This window comes from Chryseobacterium sp. 22532 (assembly GCF_052044665.1).
Taxonomy (GTDB): domain Bacteria; phylum Bacteroidota; class Bacteroidia; order Flavobacteriales; family Weeksellaceae; genus Chryseobacterium; species Chryseobacterium lathyri.
In genome coordinates this window covers 89,814-109,896 of sequence record NZ_JBQENJ010000004.1, presented here as the reverse complement: position 1 = coordinate 109,896, position 20,083 = coordinate 89,814, and the positions used below count along the sequence as shown (strand labels likewise).

The following is a 20,083-nucleotide window of genomic DNA, read 5'->3' as shown; positions in this document are numbered from 1 at the left end:
TATGAGTAAAAAATTAGCAGTATATCTTGGCATTTTTCTGATAGGCTTTTCTTCATTAACTGCTCAGAAAATAGACCGAAAAAAGGTAGTCCAGCGTCACAATGTGGTTAATACAAAAGCGGATACCTTATCTACTTTAACTGTCGGAAACGGAAAATTTGCTTACACGGTCGACATCACCGGAATGCAGTCGTTCCCCGAATATTACAAAAACGGTGTTTCTTTGGGAACGCAGTCTGAGTGGGGCTGGAACAGCTTTCCAAATACTAAAGATTATAAATTTGAAGAAACATTAAAGGCATACGATTTCAACAATGAAGGACGTAAAGCACTGTACAGTGTGCAACTGAAAGAGCCTGAGCGAAATAAAGGAGCCGTTGAGTACTTCAGAGTTAACAAACATCGTCTGCAATTAGGAAATATCGGTATTGAACTGCTTAAAAAAGATGGTCAGAAAGCAAAAATTTCAGATCTGACAAACATTAATCAAAAAATTGATCTTTGGACAGGAATTATAACAAGTGAATTCTCTCTGGACGGAATACCTGTAAAAGTATGGACGGCTTCTTTTCAGAATTCTGATAAAATCGGAATTAAAATTGAGTCTGATTTAATTGCTCAAAACAGGTTGAAAGTTTTCGCACGCTACCCTTCTCCTACCGGACAGTTTTTAGATGATGCCGCTTTTTATGGCAATGAAAATGATCATACGACAAAAATTGTCTCTTCACAATCAACGCAAGGCTTAATTCATCATCAGTTGCAGAGTGCAGATTATTATACTCAGTTTTATTTTACAGAAGGGAAATTACGTGAAGCAGGAAAACATTATTTTGTATTCGAACCGTCTTCAAAAAACAAAAAAATAGAATTAAGCGTTGAGTTTTCAGCTAAAAATCCGAAAAGCAGTAAAACATTATTTGCTGATGCAGAAAAAGAAAGCACTTCAGGATGGGAATCTTTCTGGAAAAGCGGTGCAGCAGTTGATTTCGAAGGAAGTACAGACCCAAGAGCAAACGAATTGGAACGCCGGGTTGTTCTATCTGAGTATTTAACCAAAGTACAATGCGGAGGAAGCAATCCGCCACAGGAAACAGGGTTAACTTTCAACAGCTGGTACGGAAAACCGCACACAGAAATGCATTGGTGGCATGGTGTTCACTACGCTTTATGGGGAAGACCTGAGATCTTGGAAAAGCAATTGGATTATTATTTCAGGACTTTTGAAAAAGCAAAAAAATTAGCAGAAAGGCAAGGCTACAAAGGCGTAAGATGGATTAAAATGTCTGATAATGAAGGAAATGAAAGTCCGTCTTCTGTAGCAGCATTCCTGATCTGGGAACAGCCGCATATCATCTATATGACCGAACTTCTGTACCGCGACAAACAGGACAAGAAAGTTTTGGAAAAATATAAGGACCTGATTTTTGCAACCGCTGAATTTATGGCAGATTATGCTCATTATGATAAAGAGAAGAACCGCTATAATCTTGGAAAAGGCGTCATTCCGGCACAGGAAGTTTTCCCTGCAAAAGATACATATAACCCGACTTATGAAGTAGCTTATTGGGATTGGGCGCTGAAGATTGCTCAGCAATGGAAAGAAAGATTGGGACAGCCGAGAGATAAAAAATGGGATGAGGTTATTACAAAATTGGCCCCGCTACCTGTTCAGGATGGTGTCTATTTGTCGACCGAATCCGCAAAAGATTCTTTCACTTTTCCCAAATGGATGACTGATCACCCTGCTGTTTTGGGAGCATTAGGAATGGTTCCCGAGTCTCCGAAATTGGATAAAAAAATCATGAAAAACACACTGGACATCGTTTGGGGAAGATGGAACTGGGAACATACGTGGGGTTGGGATTTCCCAATGACAGCCATGAATGCCGCAAGACTGGGACTTCCAAATAAAGCTCTGGATGCGCTTTTCATGAACATTCAGACTAATACCTATCTTAAAAACGGTCATAATTTCCAGGATAAGCGTCTCCGTATTTATCTTCCCGGAAACGGAGGGGTATTAACGACTGTTGCCATGATGCTTGAAGGTTGGGACAGCTCCAAAGATGAATTTCCGGGTTTTCCAAAAGACGGTTCATGGAAAATAAAAGCGGAAGGTTTTAAAAAGATGCCTTAAATTTCAGATTCATATAGTAGTAGTTAGAGTCTGCCTTTAGGCAGGCTTTTTTATGCCCTGATTTTAATTTTTCAAAACTAAAACCAAATAACCAAAGACAGATAAGTTCATATTAAACAGTTCACCGAAAGTACAGGACAGTCTACTTATATGTTTATACTAAATTAGCAGTAAATCAGATGAGATGGACAAGCCCGGACACTTTACACGCAGAGATTTTTTACAGACTTCAGCCCTTGGGATCACAGCTGTGGTTCTGGGGCTGTCATTTACAGATTCATCGTCCACAGACACACCTTATTTCAATTTAAAGCCAATCGGGCGGACCTTTTCATTGGAGAACTATTACATTTGGTGTAATTCTCCGATTTGGGGCGAGGACGGTAAGGTTCATCTTTTTTATTCCAGATGGAAAAAAGAAAAAGGAATGGGCGGCTGGCTCAACGGTTCTGAAATTTGCCGTGCAGAAGCCGAGTCTCCCTATGGAGAATTCAAGCATAAACAAGTTATTCTTTCCCCCAGAGGTGGCGAATTCTGGGATGCCACAACTTGTCATAATCCTTTAATTACCAAAGTGAAAGATGAGTATTATCTTTTCTATATGGGCAACCACAACGGAAAAACAAATACCAAAAGAATAGGGCTTGCCACCTCAAAAAGTCTTGACGGAAATTGGATAAGGCCAGAAACACCTCTGCTGCTTCCCGGAGAAAAAGGCTCATGGGACGACCATTGCACTACAAACCCAGCTTTTGTAAAAGGAAATGATGGCAAATTCTGGCTTTTTTATAAATCCTGGAACACTGAAGAATATGAAAATCAGAAAGGCCAGGTAAGAGGAAACAGAAAATATGGACTGGCAAAGGCGAACCACCCTTCAGGTCCTTATGAGAAAGTAAAGGAAAATCCTGTCATTGATTTTTCATTGTTGCCTGGAAATGCCCAGCTGGAAGATGCTTTTATCTGGAAACAAAACAGAAAATTCCATATAGTAGCCCGGGATATGGGATTTTTTAACCATGAATACGGCCTACATTTAACTTCCAGAGACGGACTTAGCTGGTCCAAACCGAAAATCGCTTATCTTAATATGAAGAGTTATATTAAGGAGCCTGCAGCACCCAATCATTTAAAACGGTTCGGGAGATTAGAACGTCCCATGATTTTAATGGACAAAGACGGTAAGACCCTTCAATTCCTGTTCGGGGCAACACAGGGAGGAAAGTTCGAAACTTCTACATCTTTTGTGTTTGAAATTATAAACACCAAAATTTAATTCTCAAATCCATTTTCTGTTTTTTTGCTTTACCAGATATCAACTTCAGGTTACACAAAATCAAACAGCTTTATTAAGTTTTTATACATTGTGCTTAACTTTGTATACTAAAATCGTATTTTTCCGTTATAGTTTATACCGGAACAATCACATTTATAATTAATATTTAAACATTTACTATCATTAAAAGCATATCAAAAAAGTTATCATAAATTTTTGTAACTTGCTTTGCACCGTTCGTTAACCTCGAGTTATTTTATAAACTGAAATAAATATCTCCTATCTCAACATCATGGCCGAAACATTTGAAATAATAATCAATGAGCATTCCAGAGTTCCTAAATACAAACAGATTGTAGATTCTATTCTTAACGGAATTGATAGTGGAGAAATTAAGATTGGAGAAAAAATTCCTTCCATAAACGAACTCAGCGAGTCCTGCTTTCTTTCAAGAGATACTGTAGAAAAAGCTTATAAAGAGCTCCGGAAAAGGCAAATCATCGAATCTGTAAAGGGAAAAGGCTATTACATCTCACGTGTTAATAAAAACGATGTGATCAACATTTTCTTCCTGATCAACAAACCGAGTACTTATAAAATGATGATCTACAATTATTTTGTTAATGCAATCGGTACCAAAGGCAATGTCGAGATGTATATTTATCACTGTGACGAAACGCTTTTCATTAATTCGTTAAAAAAGAACCTGGGCGGATTTGATTATTATGTGATCATGCCTCATTTTCGGGATGAACAGTCTAAACATACCAGTTCAACACAGCAGGTTTTAGATATGATTGAACAAATTCCGAAAAACAAATTGTTGCTGTTAGACAATACCAAGCCTAATATTTCCGGAGAATACGGTTCTATTTTTCAGGATTTCGAACATGATATTTACAATGCTTTAAAAGAAGGTTTAGACAAAATAAAAAAATACGAAAAGATCATTTTAGTATATCCCGATAAATCCATTCACCCCTATCCTTTCCGCATTGTCCGCGGTTTTGAAAAGTTCTGTAAGGATTTTAAACTCGATTATGAAATTCTTGACGAGATTTATCCCGACATGGAATTGCAGGATAAAGATATTTTCATCACGATTCGGGAACGGGATCTGGTGAATCTGGTTAAGCAAATCCGACAGAAAAATCTTGAGCTGGGCAAAGACATCGGAATTATTTCCTATAACGAAACGCCTCTTAAAGAACTACTTGGAATTACCGTAATTACTACAGATTTTAAAGCTATGGGAGAATCTGCAGCTTATATGATTCTGAAAAATAAAAAAGAATCTGTGAATAACGTCTTTAAATTTATTCAGAGGGATTCATTATAGATTTTTTTAATACTCAAAGCGCAATCGATTACACATTCCAATTAAAAATATATTTATGATTAAGAAATTGATTTTACCCATTAGTCTTCTAATAGCAATCACTGTATCCGGGCAGAAGAAAAATGATAAAGATGCTATTATTGATGTTGCTGAAAGGCTAAGATTAGCCATGATAAGCGGTGACAAAACAAGTCTAGAAGCTTTGATTTTACCTGAACTAACTTATGGACATTCGGGTGGGCATATAGACGACGCTGCAGAATTTGTAGACAAATTAGTCACTAAAAAATCAGATTTTGTAACGATTGATATTACGAACCAAAACATCAATATCATTGGAAACACAGCGATTGTCCGCCACCATTTTTATGCAACGACTGCTGATCTTGGAAAAACTCCGGGTGATGTAACTTTGGATATATTATTGGTTTGGGCAAAAGTGAAAAACGACTGGAAATTACTAGCCAGACAAGCCGTAAAATCTGAAAAGAAAAAATAAATTATCAAGATTATTGATAAACAAAAATTCGCAAAGCTAGCTTTGCGAATTTTTTTATTTTAGTGTAGGTTTTTGACTAAAGCCAAATGTAGAATTTCCTATTGAAAACGGACTAAAGCCTATTTCTATTGAATAGTAACAAAACCTGAAAAATTTTATTTCACTCTAAAGTTTTGTAAATCTTCCGGTTTTTCACAGCAAACCTGCTCCAGAACCTGTCTGAACTGCATTTTAAGCATTTCAATGATATGATCACCGCCTTTTTCACCTAAAGCTCCCACTGCATACATAAAAGTCCTTCCCATAAAGGTAAATTCTGCACCACAACTTAAAGCACGGGCAACATCAGGACCGGTTCTTACGCCGCTATCCATCATTATTTTGATCTGACCTTTATATTTTTCGCTGATTTCTTTCACTACGGCAATCGTAGATTCTCCGGCATCGAGCTGTCTTCCGCCGTGATTGGAGATGATCATTCCATCAAATCCTAATCGTACAGCTTCTGCAGCATCTTCGTCTGAAGCGACCCCTTTGATGACCAGCTTTCCTTTCCATTTATCACGGATAGCCTTGATTCTGTCTGGATTCAATCTTCCGGAAAAGGTAGAATTCATGAACTGTCCCAGCTGTTTCACATTCATGTTTTTATCTATATACTTTTCCATTGTTTTAAAGCTCGGAACGCCATGTTTCAACATCTCTAAACACCATTGTGGCTTTACCAAAGCCTGGGAAACGTTTCGGAAATTCAATTGAGGAGGCATGGCCAACCCATTCCGGATTTCTTTTGCCCTGTATCCGAAAGTGGGAACATCTGCCAAAACGACAAGTACATCATAACCTGAATCTTCACAGCGGTCAAGAATATCGTCGCGCAACCACTCTTCTCTTGGATGATATAATTGATACCAGGCTTTTCCTTCTGTTAATTCGGAAATTCTTTCAAGGCTGCTTGTCGTTACAGTACTTAATATGAAAGGAATATTATGTTTAAAAGCTGCTTTGGCTAAAATTTCCGGTGCATTTGGCCACATTAATCCTTGTAAACCTACAGGAGAAATCCCGAATGGCGCAGAATATTTTACTCCAAATAAATCAGTTTCCATGCTGGTTTCGCTGTAATTATTCAGATAACGTGGACGAAGCAAAACTTCTCTTAATTCACTCGTATTTCTGTCTCGGTTGATGTTTTCATTACAACCTCCGTCCAGATATTCGAAAGCGAAGCGAGGCATTCTTTTTTTTGCCTTTTCAATTAAAAGTTCAAGTGAAGCGTAACGGGTATCAAATGGAAATGACATGATTATAAATTAAGAATTAACGGTTGAAGCACTTTCATCTGATAATGCTGCTGTAAAAAAGTTTCGTCTATTTTCTTGTTGGAAATCACCATGGAAGCTCCCAAAGCAGAACCCAACGGAGAATGTGTAGACATCACATTATAATGCTGGAAATGATGAGACATTAGTTTCATAAATACATCATTACCGGTGAATCCGCCATCGATGTAAATGTTTTCAATATCTGAATTTCCGATTGCATTTGTAATCGTATGAATCTGTAAATCCATCAGTTCGATCATCAATTGGTGATACGCTTCTTCGAAAGTTGCAAATGATTTTAAATCTGTTTCACTGATCATTTTCCGTTTTAAAATAATTCCTTCAAAGCGAAAATAAATATTTTTATTTTTCATTAAACGCAAATACAAATCCTGGTCAAACTGTACTTCTCTGTGGAAACCATATTCTTTTCCGTAATAAGCACATAATTTTTCAACCTGAATTTTGTATTCATTTCCCATGAAAAAACGGGATGCTTTTACACGTTTCCCATCTATCCGCATATAATTCAGGCAATTATTTTCTATATCTTCATTAGTAAGGCTTTCATCATTAAACGGATTCAGAGAAATACTCCAGGTTCCTGTAGAAAGTAATAAAAAAGGATCTTTTTTGCTTAAAATATAAGGCAGCAACGCGGAAGAACTGTCGTGGATTCCAACACCAATTTTAATTTTTTTATTTCTGTAAGATGTATTGATGCTTGCCGAAGTCGGTACAATGGGTGGCAATAAAGCATCTATTTCTTCTTCATACACCCATTCGTGGTAATCAGCTTTGTCATAATCCCATAGGTTGGTGTGACAGCCTATTGACGTAAATTCTGATACACCAATTCCGGTAAACAAATATGATAGGTACTGGGGTAAATGTAGACTGTAACGGATTTTTTTGAATATTTCAGGATGCTTATATTTCAACCAAAACAATTGCAGACCTGAATTCAACATTCCTGCCTGAGGCGATGCTGTTTCGCGGGCAATTTTCAGTTTGCTTCCATGTTTTTCATAAAATAAATCAAGAATTTCCTGATCCATCGGTTTGGTGTAATTGTACAGTGGAGTCAGAACATTTCCTTTCTGATCCAGGTGCACGAAACTTGCTCCATATGTGGAAAAATTGATTGCTTTTACTTCATATTTTTCATTATCAAGAATGGCATTAAAATTATCTTTTATCCAGTTTTGCAGGGCTGCAAGATCTTCCGTGGGATAACCATCTTCATCAGTGGTGAGCGGTAATTCTGTATATTCCCGAACAGCTTCTTTATAATTTTTATCGAATAAAAAGAACTTTTTATTGGTTTTTCCAATATCAAATACTATGGTTACCTTTTTTTTAGACATTCTTGGGATGAATTTTTATTTTTGTCATTGCGAGGAGCAAAGCGACAAAGCAATCTATTTTTTAAACGCAGAGTCCACAAAGTTTCATTTGACTACTGTACGTTTTTAAGTTCGCAAGGGCGTTTCACTCAGCAAAGCATACTAATTTTGTTTTAAACACCATTAAGGAGTGTTCAGATGGTAAGATGTATTAAGAAAAAATCCACTTATTTCTTAAGCAGCAAAGCTAAATCCTACATCCAAACACTTTCAACCTTAATGATAAAAAAATAAGGATACATATAATAAAAACTTTCGATTGCACTCAAAAGTTGAAATTATCAATTTTAAAACAGGATTTTATAATCCCGTTGCTTTGGTTTCTAAGCCTCTTTCGGTAATTAAATTTTCTCTTACCTTTAAATTTCTGTAAGCTGCGATCGGATCTAAAGCCGCCCCTGTCTGCAACCTTGCAGCTCTTAATAACGGACGAACATCTGTTCTGTAGACGTTCTGCAGAATATCCTGAGCACCAACAACATCATTGTTTAATTGGGCTGTTTTTAATGCTTTCTGATCAACCAAAAGTGCCTGTGCATAAGCAATTAAAATAGCTTCCAAAGACTGTAACAAATCTTCCAAGGGGTCTTTAATGTTGTGACTTGCATCGATCATCCAAGCCGGATAAGGATTTTGAGGATTATTTTCTATTCCATATACCAATTCGTTAAAAATCAAGAATAAAGCGTAAGGTTTAATGGAACCTACCGTCAAATCATCATCTCCATACTTGCTGTCGTTGAAGTGGAAACCTCCTAATTTCCCTTTGTACATTAAGGTTGCAACGATCTGCTCAATATTCGTATTCGGTAAATGATGTCCTAAATCTACCAATGTGTAAGCTCTTTCTCCACAAGCATTGGCCAGCATAAATGAAGTTCCCCAATCCTGAATGGTTGTTGAATAAAAATTCGGCTCGTAAGGTTTATATTCTATGAAAAGCTTCCAATCTTCAGGCATTCCTGCATAGATTTCTTTTAAGCTTTTTTCAGTATTCGACAAAGCCGTCTGGAAATTCAATTGTCCAGGAAAACTTGCTCCGTCCGCCAACCAAACGGTTAAGCTTTTGGAACCTAATTCTTTTCCGATTCTGATCACTTCTTTGTTGTGCTCTACGGCATAAGCCCGAGAATCTTCATTCACAGAGTTCAGAGAACCAAATTTATAAGATTGTTTAGCTCCTGCCTGATCTTGAAAAGTGTTGGAATTCATGGCATCAAAAACAAGTCCGTGAGATGCAGCTTTTTCTTTAATGGCTTTCACATCACCCGGGATATCCCAAGGAATATGCAACGAAACAGCTCCTGCAGAATGCGTTAAAGCATGAATCAATCCTACATCATCTAATTTCTGTTCTAAAGAAGAAGGTTCACCACCGTAAGAAAACCTTCCGAACCTTGTTCCTCCGGCTCCTAAGGCCCAACTCGGAATGGCTACTTGAAAATCAGCTATTTTATTGACAATTTCAGCAACATCTGCTCCTGATTTTGTTAATTTATTTTGTAGAAAATCGAAATCTGCAGTAAAGTTTTCAATTTCTGTTGTATTGTATTGTTCAATGATATCTTTTCCTATAATCATAATTTGATTTTTTGAATTGATTTATAGACACAAAAGCTTCTTATTTTTAAACACTTTGGAACACTTAAGCTTTAAAAAAGTTTAAATCAATGAAAATAAAAAGTCCACATAAGAAGAAAATCAAAGATTTTCAAAAAAAACTTAGGTGCTCTTTTTTACATTTTACAGTTAACTTAATCAACTTAAGTGTCAAAAAAGGCTTTTGTATTAATTTTTTTAATCTATTATCTTGGAAATGCATTTGCCATTCCTCCATCTACATTGATGATATTTCCTGTCGTTTTATCTAATATTGCGATACAGGCGAAAACTCCGTTGGCAATGTCTTCAGGAAGAATAATTTCATTTAATAAATTTCTTTTTGCGTAAAATGCAGGCAGTTCTTCAATAGTAACTCCGTTTGCTTTTGCGCGGCCTTCTGCCCAGGCTCCTTCCCAGATTTTGCTGCCTACAATTACACCGTCAGGATTTACCACATTGACGCGAATTTTATCTGTTGCCAATTCTGCTGCCAATAATCTTGTCATGTGTTGTTGGGCTGCTTTTGCAGTTCCGTAAGCTACGTTATTCGGTCCGGCAACCAATCCGTTTTTACTTGCAATATTAACGATATCTCCTCCTAAACCTTGCTTTTTCATAATTTCCACACCATTTTTCACTATCAAAAACTGACCTTTTACCAAAACATTTTCTAATAAATCCCAGTCTTTTGTTGTAGTATCTTCCAAAGATTTAGAAATCGCTAAACCAGCAGAATGAACGATGATATCTACTCCACCAAATGCTAAAATTGTATCTTTAAAAGCATTGACAATCGCTTCTTCATTGGTCACGTCACAAGTTACGGCTACAGCCTGATCTTTGCTGTATTTTTCTGTAACAGAATCTAAAGCTTCCTGATTCAGGTCTGTGAAAACAACTACTGCACCCTCCTGAACCATTTTGTCTGCAATAGCCTGTCCGATTCCACCTCCGGCTCCGGTTACGATCGCAATTTTTCTTGACAATGGCTTTTCTTTGGGCATTCTCTGAAGTTTCGCTTCTTCAAGCAACCAGTATTCAATGTCAAATGCTTCCTGTCTCGGTAAAGAAGTGTATTCAGAAATGGCTTCTGCACCACGCATTACATTGATTGCATTTACGTAAAATTCGTTTGCAACACGCGTTGTCTGCTTATCTTTTGAAAAACTGAACATCCCCACTCCCGGGTAAATGATGATCACAGGGTTCGGATCACGCATTGCAGGGCTGTTTGGGTGCTTGCAGGTTTCGTAATATTCTTTGTATTCTTGTCTGTATTGTTCAAAAAGAGGATTTAATTTTTCTAAAACAGCTTTAGAATCAGTTAAATCTTCATTTTTGTCTAAAGTTAAAACTAAAGGCTGAATTTTCGTACGTAAAAAATGATCCGGACAAGAAGTTCCCAATGGTGCTAAACGCTCCAAATCATTACTGTTGATGTACTCTAATACAACATCGCTGTCTGTAAAATGGCCAACCATTCTGCTTTCAGATGAAGCTAAACCGCGTAACAACGGCATCAATTGAGCTGCTTTATTCTTACGCTCGTTAGCTGGAAGAGATTCCACTTTTTGTCCGCCAAAAACCTGCCCTTTTTCTTCGATTTTTTTAGCAATATATTCAGAAGCCATTTCGATAACTTCCAAACTGTTGATGTAACATTCGTAAGAAGTATCCCCCCAGGTAAATAATCCGTGGCTGCCCAAAACAATTCCTCGGATTCCAGGATTATCGTTTAAACATTTTTCCAATTGCAATCCTAAGTCGAAACCCGGACGCTGCCATGGAACCCAGCCCATTGTGTCGCCCCAGATTTCTTTTGTAATTCTTTCGCTGTCTTTTGCAGCAGCTACCGCAATTAAAGCATCCGGATGAAGGTGATCGATATGTCTGAATGGAAGTAAACCATGTAAAGGCGTATCAATAGAAGGCGCTTTGCTGTCCAGATCAAAAATACAGTGATTGAATAAGCCTACCATTCTGTCTTCATCTGCCAAGCCCTGGTACACATTTTTCAGGTTTCTCAGTCTTTCTGTGTATAATCCGGCAATTCCTTTTCTAGTCAAAGTTCCGATGTCACCACCTGAACCTTTTACCCACATTACCTCAACTTCTTCGTTGGTTAACGGGTCTTTTTCAATGGTTTTGCAACTTGTGTTCCCTCCTCCATAATTGGTAATTCTTAAATCTGCCCCTAATATGTTTGAGCGGTATAAAAATAAAGCCACCTGATCATTTCCTAAAGATGCCGCTTTGTTTTCATCCCATAAATAGTCTACGTATTTAAATGCTTTTACTTTTTCCATTTGTTATCTTATATTTCTAAATTTTAACCAAAATTAGATCGTAATATTTTTTATAGCATCCCGTACTATACTGCTAAATGCTTTATTTAAAGATAAATTAACGTTTAAATAAATGAATTCTATATCAATCTGATTCCGGTTATTTTGATTAATAATTTTGTGGTTATGGTTGTTTTTATTGTAACCATTAAGAAATGTAGAAGGTTAAGATCTATTAAGGAACATCCAAAATGTTTTTGAAGCATAACATTTTAGCTTAACCCTTAAATCATACATTCTAAATTTCTTAATGTTAAATTTTATTTGAATTAATATCCGGGCAATTGACTCAGATTTGGATTATCAACCAACGGATGGCCTGCCGACTGTGCAGCAAAAGGAAGCAATTCTGTTTTATTCGGTACAAATCCGTAGAAAAGACCGTCTCCCCCGCCTTCTATCCAATTGGGGTATGTTCCTCCGTTTTCTGCTGAGCCTGTTGGCTTGGTATAGATGATACTCCCGATCTGAAGCTGGCCTGCAGCAGCTCCTATAAATCCGGCTGTCCTTTTTGCATTGCTGTTAAATGTACTGTTATAAGCCTGGAACATATTTGCAGGATACCATTTGTCATCCGTTGTTGTGGCTTGTCCGTGTGCTACTGCAATAGCTCTTAATGCGGTCTGATAATTCGCGAAGCCTGTAGAACTCGTGGGAACATTAGTAATTACTGCAATTTCTGCAGGACTCGTAATATCAATATATTTTAATGCCAAAAACGGATCGCCATAAACCTGTGCATTCTTTTCAAGTTTATAAAGTCGGTAAACAGGTGTATTTGCATAGGCTCCCGTTTTGTTTGATAAGTTTTTCATCGCCTGCCTTGTCGCATCAATTTCGCTTGCCAAACGATTCATTCTGATCAAATCTGTACGAAGATTAAACTCTCCTGCAAATTCCCATTTACGCTCCTGAACAATAGCGGCTTCAAATGCCTGCTGACCAGACGGAACCGGTATAGCCCCGATTCCTGCACGGTTTCTTACCTGCATTAAAGCAGAAGTTCCCGCAGCAGTAGGCCCTCCGTTTAAATAGTTCTGGGTTTCTGCATACATTAATAAAACATCTGCATATCTTAAAATAGGAATATTTAAATTACGTGCATCTGCCGCCTGAGGCGCAACACACCATCCCATCCTGAATTTACCTGACAGGATGCAGGAAAATGTAGTTCCGGCATTCACCCAGGTATCTCCTGCTGAACCGTTATTTAAAAAGTATACACTGTAAGAAGTACAAGAAACATCTCTACGTGTATCTCCCTGGTTAAAAGACAGATAATAACTAGGAAGAATGAATTGTAGTGCCTTTCTTGATCCATACGTTCCTCCACGGGAACCTTCGTTGGCGTACACTCCAAAAGCTGAGTTTGTATTTGCCCCATATTCAGCAACTTGCCAAAGAATTTCTGAGTTTGTCACTGAAAATTTTCTCTGGCAGAAATTGAACCACAGCGCTTCAAAACCACTTTTCCCACCCTGGGCCTGAACCAAAGTATTTGTCCCTCCGTTGATAATAGCAGCACAGGCATTGTCTGCAATCTGGTATAATTGCTGAACTCTGCTGTTATCACTACGACGCGACATCATGGCCCCGCTTCCGGTATTCAGGTCCCAACGAAGGGAATACCCTGCTGCATAAAGGGCAATTCTCGCCAATAAGGCATTAGCTCCCTGTTTCGTTAAACGTTCTGTTGTTGCATATCCACTTTGTCCAAAATTTGGAATGTTTACTACAGATTCCTGAAGATCAGCAATGATGCGATCGTAAATCTCATCCCTTGAAGTACGTTTTGGATATAATGTATTCGGGTCATTCGGATCCATCTCGTCCAGAGGTTTAAAAACCGAAGGAACGTCTCCGTAAACGCGAATTAAATTATAATAACAAAATGCACGAATAGCCTTCACTTCAGCCAATAAAGCATCACGTTTTGTGCTTGCTTCCATTTTGCTTAATCCGCTCACTGCAATATTTGTTCTTTCAATAACCGCATACATCGCAGAGTAAATCCCTGTAACTGTATTCGGGGTATAGGCATCATATTGATAGTTGGCAATATTATATTTGGAATTATTTGTAGAACCATCTTCTGAAGAGTGCGTTACGGTGTCTCCTGCCCCCAGCTGATAATACATTTCAGTTGGAACTATACCTCTGTAACACCCCAGGACAAACATCTCTGCAGTATCTATATTTTTAAATACAGATTCTGTATCCAATGAATTGTAAGCAGGCTGATCCAGAAAATCTTCGCTGCATGAATTCATTGCTAAAACGGCGACGAAAATTGAGGGAAGAATGACTAGTTTTCTTAAAAATATGGGAGTATTATATATATTTTTCATGATTTAAATATTACATATTAGAAAGTTAAATTAAGACCAAGAACATAGCTTCTTGAACGAGGATACGTAGAACTGTCATATCCAGGTGTAACAGTCACCCCGCTTGCCGCTGTAACTTCAGGATCATACCCTGAATACCCTGTAATTGTAGCCAAATTATTAACTGTAAAATAAATACGGGCATTAGAGAGCATCACTTTATTTAAAAACTCTTTGGGAAAAGAATATCCTAATGTTACCTGGGAAATTCTCAGATAAGAACCGTCTTCTACATAATATGATGATGGATAAGCAATATTTACAGTATTTGCATTGCTCAGGCTCCAAAGTCTTGAATTTTCATCCGGGTTTAGTTCTTTAAGCCTGATGAGATTAGTTGTTGCCTGTCCCGTATTAGGATCAATCAAATGATAATAATTGTTTCCGAATTCTGAAGGAACATTCTGGAACATTGCGTATGGACTTAAACTTTGTTTAGTAGCATTGTAAATATCATTACCAACGCTGAATTTCATAAATACGGCCAGGTCAAAGCCTTTGTAAGAGAAATTATTACTGATTCCCCCGATAAAGTCCGGAGTACCGTTTCCGATCTTCTGCATTTTTCTTGTAAACTGATCTCCTGCTTCATTATCAGCAGCAAATTTCATATCTCCCGGTTTAGGAGCTCCAGTTGAAGGTTTTACAACTCCCGGTTTTAAGGTTAATGATCCGTCCGGATTTTGAGTAAAATCATCCGTAGTATATACTCCCTGATAAATATATCCGTACATATCTCCTAATTCCTCTCCTACAGTTGCGTAGTAAGTCACCATTCCCGTTCTGCTGCCTCCTACGCTGAATGTTTTATTTAGTTGTCCGTTTTCAAGAGAAAGAACTTTAGATTTATTGAAAGAGATATTAAGATCTGTTGTCCATCTGAAATTTTCTGATCTTAAATTCACCGTATTTAGTGTGAATTCCATCCCCCTGTTTCTCATAGAACCGATATTCTGGTATTGTCTTGAATATCCTGAAGAAACGGGAAGTACACTTTCGAAAAGCATTTTGCTTACGTTATTATTATACCATTCGGAGGTTAATTTAATTCTGTTTTTAAAAAAAGCTAAATCTACACCAATATTGGTTGTTCTCAGCTCTTCCCACTGAAGATCACGATTTCCCCAGTTTGTACTTGTAACATAAGCCGGATATCCTTGAGTATTGTTCATTGGATAATCTGTAAGTAAAACATTGGTTCTCCATAAGTTATTAGCAACTCCATTGTTACCCGTAACCCCATATTCAATTCTTAATTTAAAATCATTAACGATTTTATCGATCTTATGTCCCTGCCAGAAATTTTCCTGAGAAACACGCCATGCACCTGCTACAGACGGAAAATATCCCCAGCGAGAACCTTCTGCAAATTTTGAAGAACCATCTGCACGTATTGTTCCTGTAATTAAATAACGATTATCATAGTTGTAATTCACACGGGCAAAATAGGAAAGTAAGCTGTTGCTTGATCTATCTGTATTTTTATCGGCAACCGTTGCGTTGGCAATATCATCCAATCCGAAATTAGGATATGGGAATTTTGTAAGCCTCATGCTGCTTCCTTCGGATTCTTCATACCAGATTTCGTTCCCAATTAAAGCATTTACTTTATGTTTTTCACCAAAAGTTTTATTATAATTCAAAGTATTGGTGATCTGATAACGGAATGTTTCCGCATTGGCAATATTTCCGTTAATCCCTGTGTTGATAGGATCTGTAAGAAAGGCACGGGAATTCTGATCTGAAAATGATGTTGATTTACTGTTTGTCCAGCTATATTGTCCGGCGGTTCTCCATGTGAAGTTTTTCAGAAAGTCAAATTCGATACCTGCATTGGCTACGAATGTTCTTGTACGTTTGTTCGAAGTAGATGCCTGGGTTTCTATGAATGGGTTTTCTGTATCGAACCCAGAATCTAAAGCTGAAAAATCCGGGAAAGTCTGAGTGTTGAACAACTGATCCTGAGTAAATAATGTTCCCCCGGTGATAGGCTGAAGAAGAATTTTTTTCATTCCTGAGTAAGCACCTCCCCCGTTTACAGAATTGTTCGTAAACATGGTGTTGAAATCTACTCTTACCCCTTTATACAACTCTGAAGTGATATTGGCACGTAATGAATTTCTTGTTTCGCTATAATTTTGAAGCAAACCCTCCTGCTTATTGTAATTATAACTAATGAATGCCTGTGTTTTATCGTTTCCGGCAGAAACGTTTACGTTGTGGTTCTGAGTTAAACCTGTTCCTCCCAACATTTTTTCCTGCCAGTCTAATGCAGAAGCAGATCCGTAGCGATTGGCAATTCTCTGATAGGCTCCTGAATAAAATCCTGGTGAATCTGTACCCAAATTATTGTCAAAAACATTACTCCACGCTGATGGTTTGGACTGAAGCACTCCCAATTCGTATTGATATTTTACATATTGTTCTGGATTTGAAAGCATATCCAGTTTTTTTGAAAGCATATCAAATGACATGAAAGTATTGTAGTTCACAACCGTTCTTCCTTTTTTCCCGCTTTTAGTTTTAATAACAATAATACCGTTGGAACCTCGGGCACCATAAATGGCAATGGCAGAAGCTCCTTTTAGTACATCTATACTTTCAATATCATTAGGATTAATCACATTCAAAGCGTTGTCCAATTGGAAACCGTCTACAATATAAAGCGGATCAGAACTCTGAGTAATGGAAGAACCTCCCCTGATCGTAACATTTGCGCTGGCTCCCGGAGCACCACCCGCTGTCACAATATTTAGACCTGCAGCTCTTCCCTGAAGCGCCTGTAAAGCATTCATTGCCGGTGTAGCTGCTAAGTCTTTTGCAGAAACTGAAGAAACAGATCCTGTTAAGTCCGACTTCTTAACTTTACCATAACCAATAACGACCACTTCCTCAATATCTTTTATACCATTCTTCACAGTATCATTTACTGCCTTTTGCCCCCAGACAAAACTTGTTGAAAGCATAAATGCCGGAAACACTATTCGCTTTATATTTTTGTGTTTAACTATCAAAGACATATGTTAATTTTTATGTTACCAAAATACACCGTTACAAAAATTCGGGCATCCTGCAATATCCTGTATTAAAACATTCATAATTTATCATGATTAACCAGAAATATTTAAATTATATTTCAAATAAATAATAAAAAAACCGTAAATCATCAATTATTCAGTACAATACTTAACTAAACCGTGAATTAAAAGTTCCTTTTTTAAATAGACACTCCTTTTTTAGAGTTAAATTACTTTTAATAAAAAGACACTGAAAAAATCAGTGCCTCTAAAGGAGTTAGAATTCTAACTCTGAAACTATACAAATGATAATGTAAAACCGTAAATGAAGCTTATCTCAAAGAGTTTCCGTATCCTACCATCAAAATAGAAATAAACATGACGATCATTCCAACAGCAATGGTAGTAATGGTTCTTTTAGAAACTCCTTTCCACTCTTTGATAATAATTCCCCATAAATTAGCTATAAAAATGATAAATGCCATGTGTAAAATCCACGAACTGGCGCCATTGCCCATTTTACTTTCGCCCATACCGTAAAAGAAAAACTGTAAAAACCACATAGTTCCGGCAAGCGCGCAGAAAATCAGGTTTCGTAAAACCGGTACGTTTCTTTTGGTATAATCGGTATATGATTTATTTTTAATGGCTAAATACAAACAGCCTACAAGGTTGACTGCCATTCCACCCCAAAGCACAACAACATACGTTACATTATTTTGAAAAAGGAATTCTCCCTGTCCCGGGTTAGAATTTTTCCATAATTCATTGGCTACGATTGCCATTGGCTTTCCGGCCTCCAGTCCGAAGTTGAAGCACGCACTTAAAACTCCGGAAATGATGGAAACGATTAATCCCAATCCGAATTTATACTCCGTTTTTACTTCTACACCATGAGGATCTGTTGAATCGGTTTGCAGTTCTCTTTCCTTCATCATCCCTGCTTTTCCGCTGATAATGATTCCAACTACACAAACCAGAAGCCCTAATAGAACAAACTGGCCCCATTTGCTGGAAAACAATAAACCGATATTATCTTTTCCTGTTTGCGGAGAAAATTCATAATAAATAGAAGGAACCAGCGAGCCAAACACCATGCAAAGCCCCAAAATAATGCTGCTTCCGAGTGCTACTCCCAAATACCGAACCCCCAAACCATAAGTAAAACCTCCAATTCCCCACAAAGCACCAAACAAAAACGTAAGCCCCAATATGGAAGAACTTTCATTCAGGATAATTTCCCAAAAATTAGGGATGGTAAGAAATGCCGCAAGCGGCGGAACGATGATCCAGGAAAAAACTCCTCCTATCAACCAATAGGTTTCCCAGGACCAGCCTTTTACTTTCTTATAGGGCAAGTAAAAACTCCCCGAAGAAAAACCTCCTAAGAAGTGAAAAAAAACTCCTAATAATGCATTCATAATTTTATCTTATGGATTGAATTTGAAAATTAATACTATGAAATCGATTGCGCATCTTGTAGTGTCATGCTGTAATAATAATTGTTTGTCTTGAAATCAAAGATTCTATGTAATCAAACAAATGTTGGTTTACTTTAACTTATAAACTTCGCTTCCTGCAAGCAACAGACAGCCTAATCCATAATCTTCAAAATCAGGCTGTTTGTCAATGGCAAGTGGCTGACCGTCTTTAGGCTCTTTTCCTGTTCCCTGTACCCAACCCAAAAATCCATTAGGCTGAACGGAATCTTTTACAATAGCGTTCCAGGCTTTTATAACAACGGGTAAATACGTTTTTTTATCAATCAGGCCTTTATTAATACCATATGCCATTCCGTATACAAACAGAGCGGTTCCCGTCATTTCTTTGCCTCCGAAATTGTTAGGGTCATGTAAACTTGCATTCCAAAAACCATCTTCTCTTTGGATTGGAAGCAAAGCTGATAACAGATCTTTATAATCTTGTAAATATTCCTGATAATGCGGGTCGGATTTTGGTGTATCTTCCAGTGTACGAGCCAAAGCAGCAACTACCCATCCATTTCCACGGCTCCAGTAGCAATCTTCGCCGTTGGGTTCTGTGTAAGGCGGAACAAAGCTTTTGTCTCTCCACCAAAGTTTATCTTTTGGATTATATAAACCATTTCCACCGTGCTTATATTTCGTAAAGACATACATTTCGTAATTTTTATCGAAATATTTTTGTTCACCTGTAATCCTGCCCAGTTTCGTAAAAATTGGCATTCCCATTTGGAGCGCGTCGATCCACCACCAGTCATCTGATTTTTTGGAAGCAATCATACTGTCCATCGAAGCTTTCACGAATTTTATTCTCTCCGGATTTTTTCTTCCGTCTATTTCATAAAGATCCAGATATGTTTGTCCGCAAGCCTGATTGTCGGCATTACGGGTATATGTATCACGCATCATGTCCCAGTTGTGTTTTTGAGACCAGTCGATGGCGTAATCATAATATTCTTTTTTAGGATCTATTTTATACAAAGCCATTAATCCTTCGTAGTAAACAGCTCTCGTCCACAGATTGCTTGGCCATACTTTTTTGCCGACAACTTCCTTTCCCGGATCTGGCCATTTATTCATGAAATATTGATTTGCCCTCCGTGAAACTTCCAAAACTTCTTTTTTATCCGGAAGACTAACGTTCTTTGCATTCGCTTGTTTTTGAACTGAGCAAGAGGATAAAATTCCGAAAATCAACGCAAAAAAAGCGTCTCTCATTAGTACTTTCTTCATAATTATATCTATTTTTTTACAATGTATTAGTTT

12 protein-coding genes are annotated in these 20,083 nt (G+C 37.5%); 4 read left to right on the top strand and 8 right to left on the bottom strand.

The genetic code is table 11. The annotated features are described in order from the left end of the window. Position 1 precedes the first annotated feature (1 nt). The 4 genes from ACTJIV_RS11880 (at position 2) to ACTJIV_RS11865 (ending at position 5,254) form a co-directional block, all read left to right on the top strand. Positions 2-2,140: a hypothetical protein gene (locus ACTJIV_RS11880; RefSeq protein ID WP_440627681.1), complete on the top strand. Its 2,139-nt coding sequence runs from the start codon at positions 2-4 to the stop codon at positions 2,138-2,140. A gap of 184 nt (positions 2,141-2,324) precedes the next feature. Further along, positions 2,325-3,416 carry a glycoside hydrolase family protein gene (locus ACTJIV_RS11875; RefSeq protein WP_440627679.1) on the top strand — a complete coding sequence of 364 codons (1,092 nt, stop codon included), beginning with the start codon at positions 2,325-2,327 and terminating at the stop codon, positions 3,414-3,416. A 292-nt stretch (positions 3,417-3,708) separates the two neighbouring features. Further along, positions 3,709-4,755 (top strand): GntR family transcriptional regulator, encoded by a 1,047-nt coding sequence (locus ACTJIV_RS11870; protein ID WP_111960287.1) that lies wholly within the window; start codon positions 3,709-3,711, stop codon positions 4,753-4,755. Between the two features lie 55 nt (positions 4,756-4,810). Then, complete coding sequence (locus ACTJIV_RS11865) at positions 4,811-5,254, top strand: nuclear transport factor 2 family protein (protein WP_440627677.1); 444 nt, start codon at positions 4,811-4,813, stop codon at positions 5,252-5,254. Between the two features lie 155 nt (positions 5,255-5,409). Here the strand turns inward: ACTJIV_RS11865 and ACTJIV_RS11860 are convergent, their stop codons facing one another. From ACTJIV_RS11860 to ACTJIV_RS11825, 8 genes are all read right to left on the bottom strand, one after another. Next, the gene (locus ACTJIV_RS11860; protein ID WP_440627675.1) at positions 5,410-6,558 is read right to left on the bottom strand and encodes an alpha-hydroxy acid oxidase; all 1,149 of its coding nucleotides are present in this window, start codon (positions 6,556-6,558) and stop codon (positions 5,410-5,412) included. 2 nt (positions 6,559-6,560) lie between these two features. After that, on the bottom strand, positions 6,561-7,946 hold the full coding sequence (locus ACTJIV_RS11855; RefSeq protein WP_440627673.1) for an FGGY-family carbohydrate kinase: 1,386 nt from the start codon (positions 7,944-7,946) through the stop codon (positions 6,561-6,563). A gap of 339 nt (positions 7,947-8,285) precedes the next feature. Further along, positions 8,286-9,566 (bottom strand): sugar isomerase, encoded by a 1,281-nt coding sequence (locus ACTJIV_RS11850; protein WP_440627672.1) that lies wholly within the window; start codon positions 9,564-9,566, stop codon positions 8,286-8,288. Positions 9,567-9,790: 224 nt separating this feature from the next. Continuing rightward, positions 9,791-11,893: a bifunctional aldolase/short-chain dehydrogenase gene (locus tag ACTJIV_RS11845; RefSeq protein WP_440627670.1), complete on the bottom strand. Its 2,103-nt coding sequence runs from the start codon at positions 11,891-11,893 to the stop codon at positions 9,791-9,793. A gap of 308 nt (positions 11,894-12,201) precedes the next feature. Beyond that, entirely contained in the window at positions 12,202-14,280 is a 2,079-nt protein-coding gene (locus ACTJIV_RS11840; RefSeq protein ID WP_440627668.1) for a RagB/SusD family nutrient uptake outer membrane protein, read from the bottom strand. Between the two features lie 17 nt (positions 14,281-14,297). Then, on the bottom strand, positions 14,298-17,339 hold the full coding sequence (locus ACTJIV_RS11835; protein WP_440627666.1) for a SusC/RagA family TonB-linked outer membrane protein: 3,042 nt from the start codon (positions 17,337-17,339) through the stop codon (positions 14,298-14,300). A gap of 329 nt (positions 17,340-17,668) precedes the next feature. Beyond that, a complete protein-coding gene (gene rhaT, locus ACTJIV_RS11830; protein ID WP_111960271.1) occupies positions 17,669-18,757 on the bottom strand; it encodes an L-rhamnose/proton symporter RhaT in 1,089 nt (362 codons plus the stop codon). Positions 18,758-18,886: 129 nt separating this feature from the next. Then, positions 18,887-20,050 carry a glycoside hydrolase family 88/105 protein gene (locus ACTJIV_RS11825; RefSeq protein ID WP_440627664.1) on the bottom strand — a complete coding sequence of 388 codons (1,164 nt, stop codon included), beginning with the start codon at positions 20,048-20,050 and terminating at the stop codon, positions 18,887-18,889. Positions 20,051-20,083: the final 33 nt, after the last annotated feature.

Coding starts and splice junctions, on each gene's coding strand:
- ACTJIV_RS11870 (WP_111960287.1), top strand. CDS start 3,709: ATGGCCGAAACATTTGAAATAATAATCAATGAGCATTCCAGAGTTCCT.
- ACTJIV_RS11855 (WP_440627673.1), bottom strand. CDS start 7,946: ATGTCTAAAAAAAAGGTAACCATAGTATTTGATATTGGAAAAACCAAT.
- ACTJIV_RS11880 (WP_440627681.1), top strand. CDS start 2: ATGAGTAAAAAATTAGCAGTATATCTTGGCATTTTTCTGATAGGCTTT.
- ACTJIV_RS11850 (WP_440627672.1), bottom strand. CDS start 9,566: ATGATTATAGGAAAAGATATCATTGAACAATACAATACAACAGAAATT.
- ACTJIV_RS11825 (WP_440627664.1), bottom strand. CDS start 20,050: ATGAAGAAAGTACTAATGAGAGACGCTTTTTTTGCGTTGATTTTCGGA.
- ACTJIV_RS11835 (WP_440627666.1), bottom strand. CDS start 17,339: ATGTCTTTGATAGTTAAACACAAAAATATAAAGCGAATAGTGTTTCCG.
- ACTJIV_RS11840 (WP_440627668.1), bottom strand. CDS start 14,280: ATGAAAAATATATATAATACTCCCATATTTTTAAGAAAACTAGTCATT.
- ACTJIV_RS11875 (WP_440627679.1), top strand. CDS start 2,325: ATGGACAAGCCCGGACACTTTACACGCAGAGATTTTTTACAGACTTCA.
- rhaT (WP_111960271.1), bottom strand. CDS start 18,757: ATGAATGCATTATTAGGAGTTTTTTTTCACTTCTTAGGAGGTTTTTCT.
- ACTJIV_RS11845 (WP_440627670.1), bottom strand. CDS start 11,893: ATGGAAAAAGTAAAAGCATTTAAATACGTAGACTATTTATGGGATGAA.
- ACTJIV_RS11860 (WP_440627675.1), bottom strand. CDS start 6,558: ATGTCATTTCCATTTGATACCCGTTACGCTTCACTTGAACTTTTAATT.
- ACTJIV_RS11865 (WP_440627677.1), top strand. CDS start 4,811: ATGATTAAGAAATTGATTTTACCCATTAGTCTTCTAATAGCAATCACT.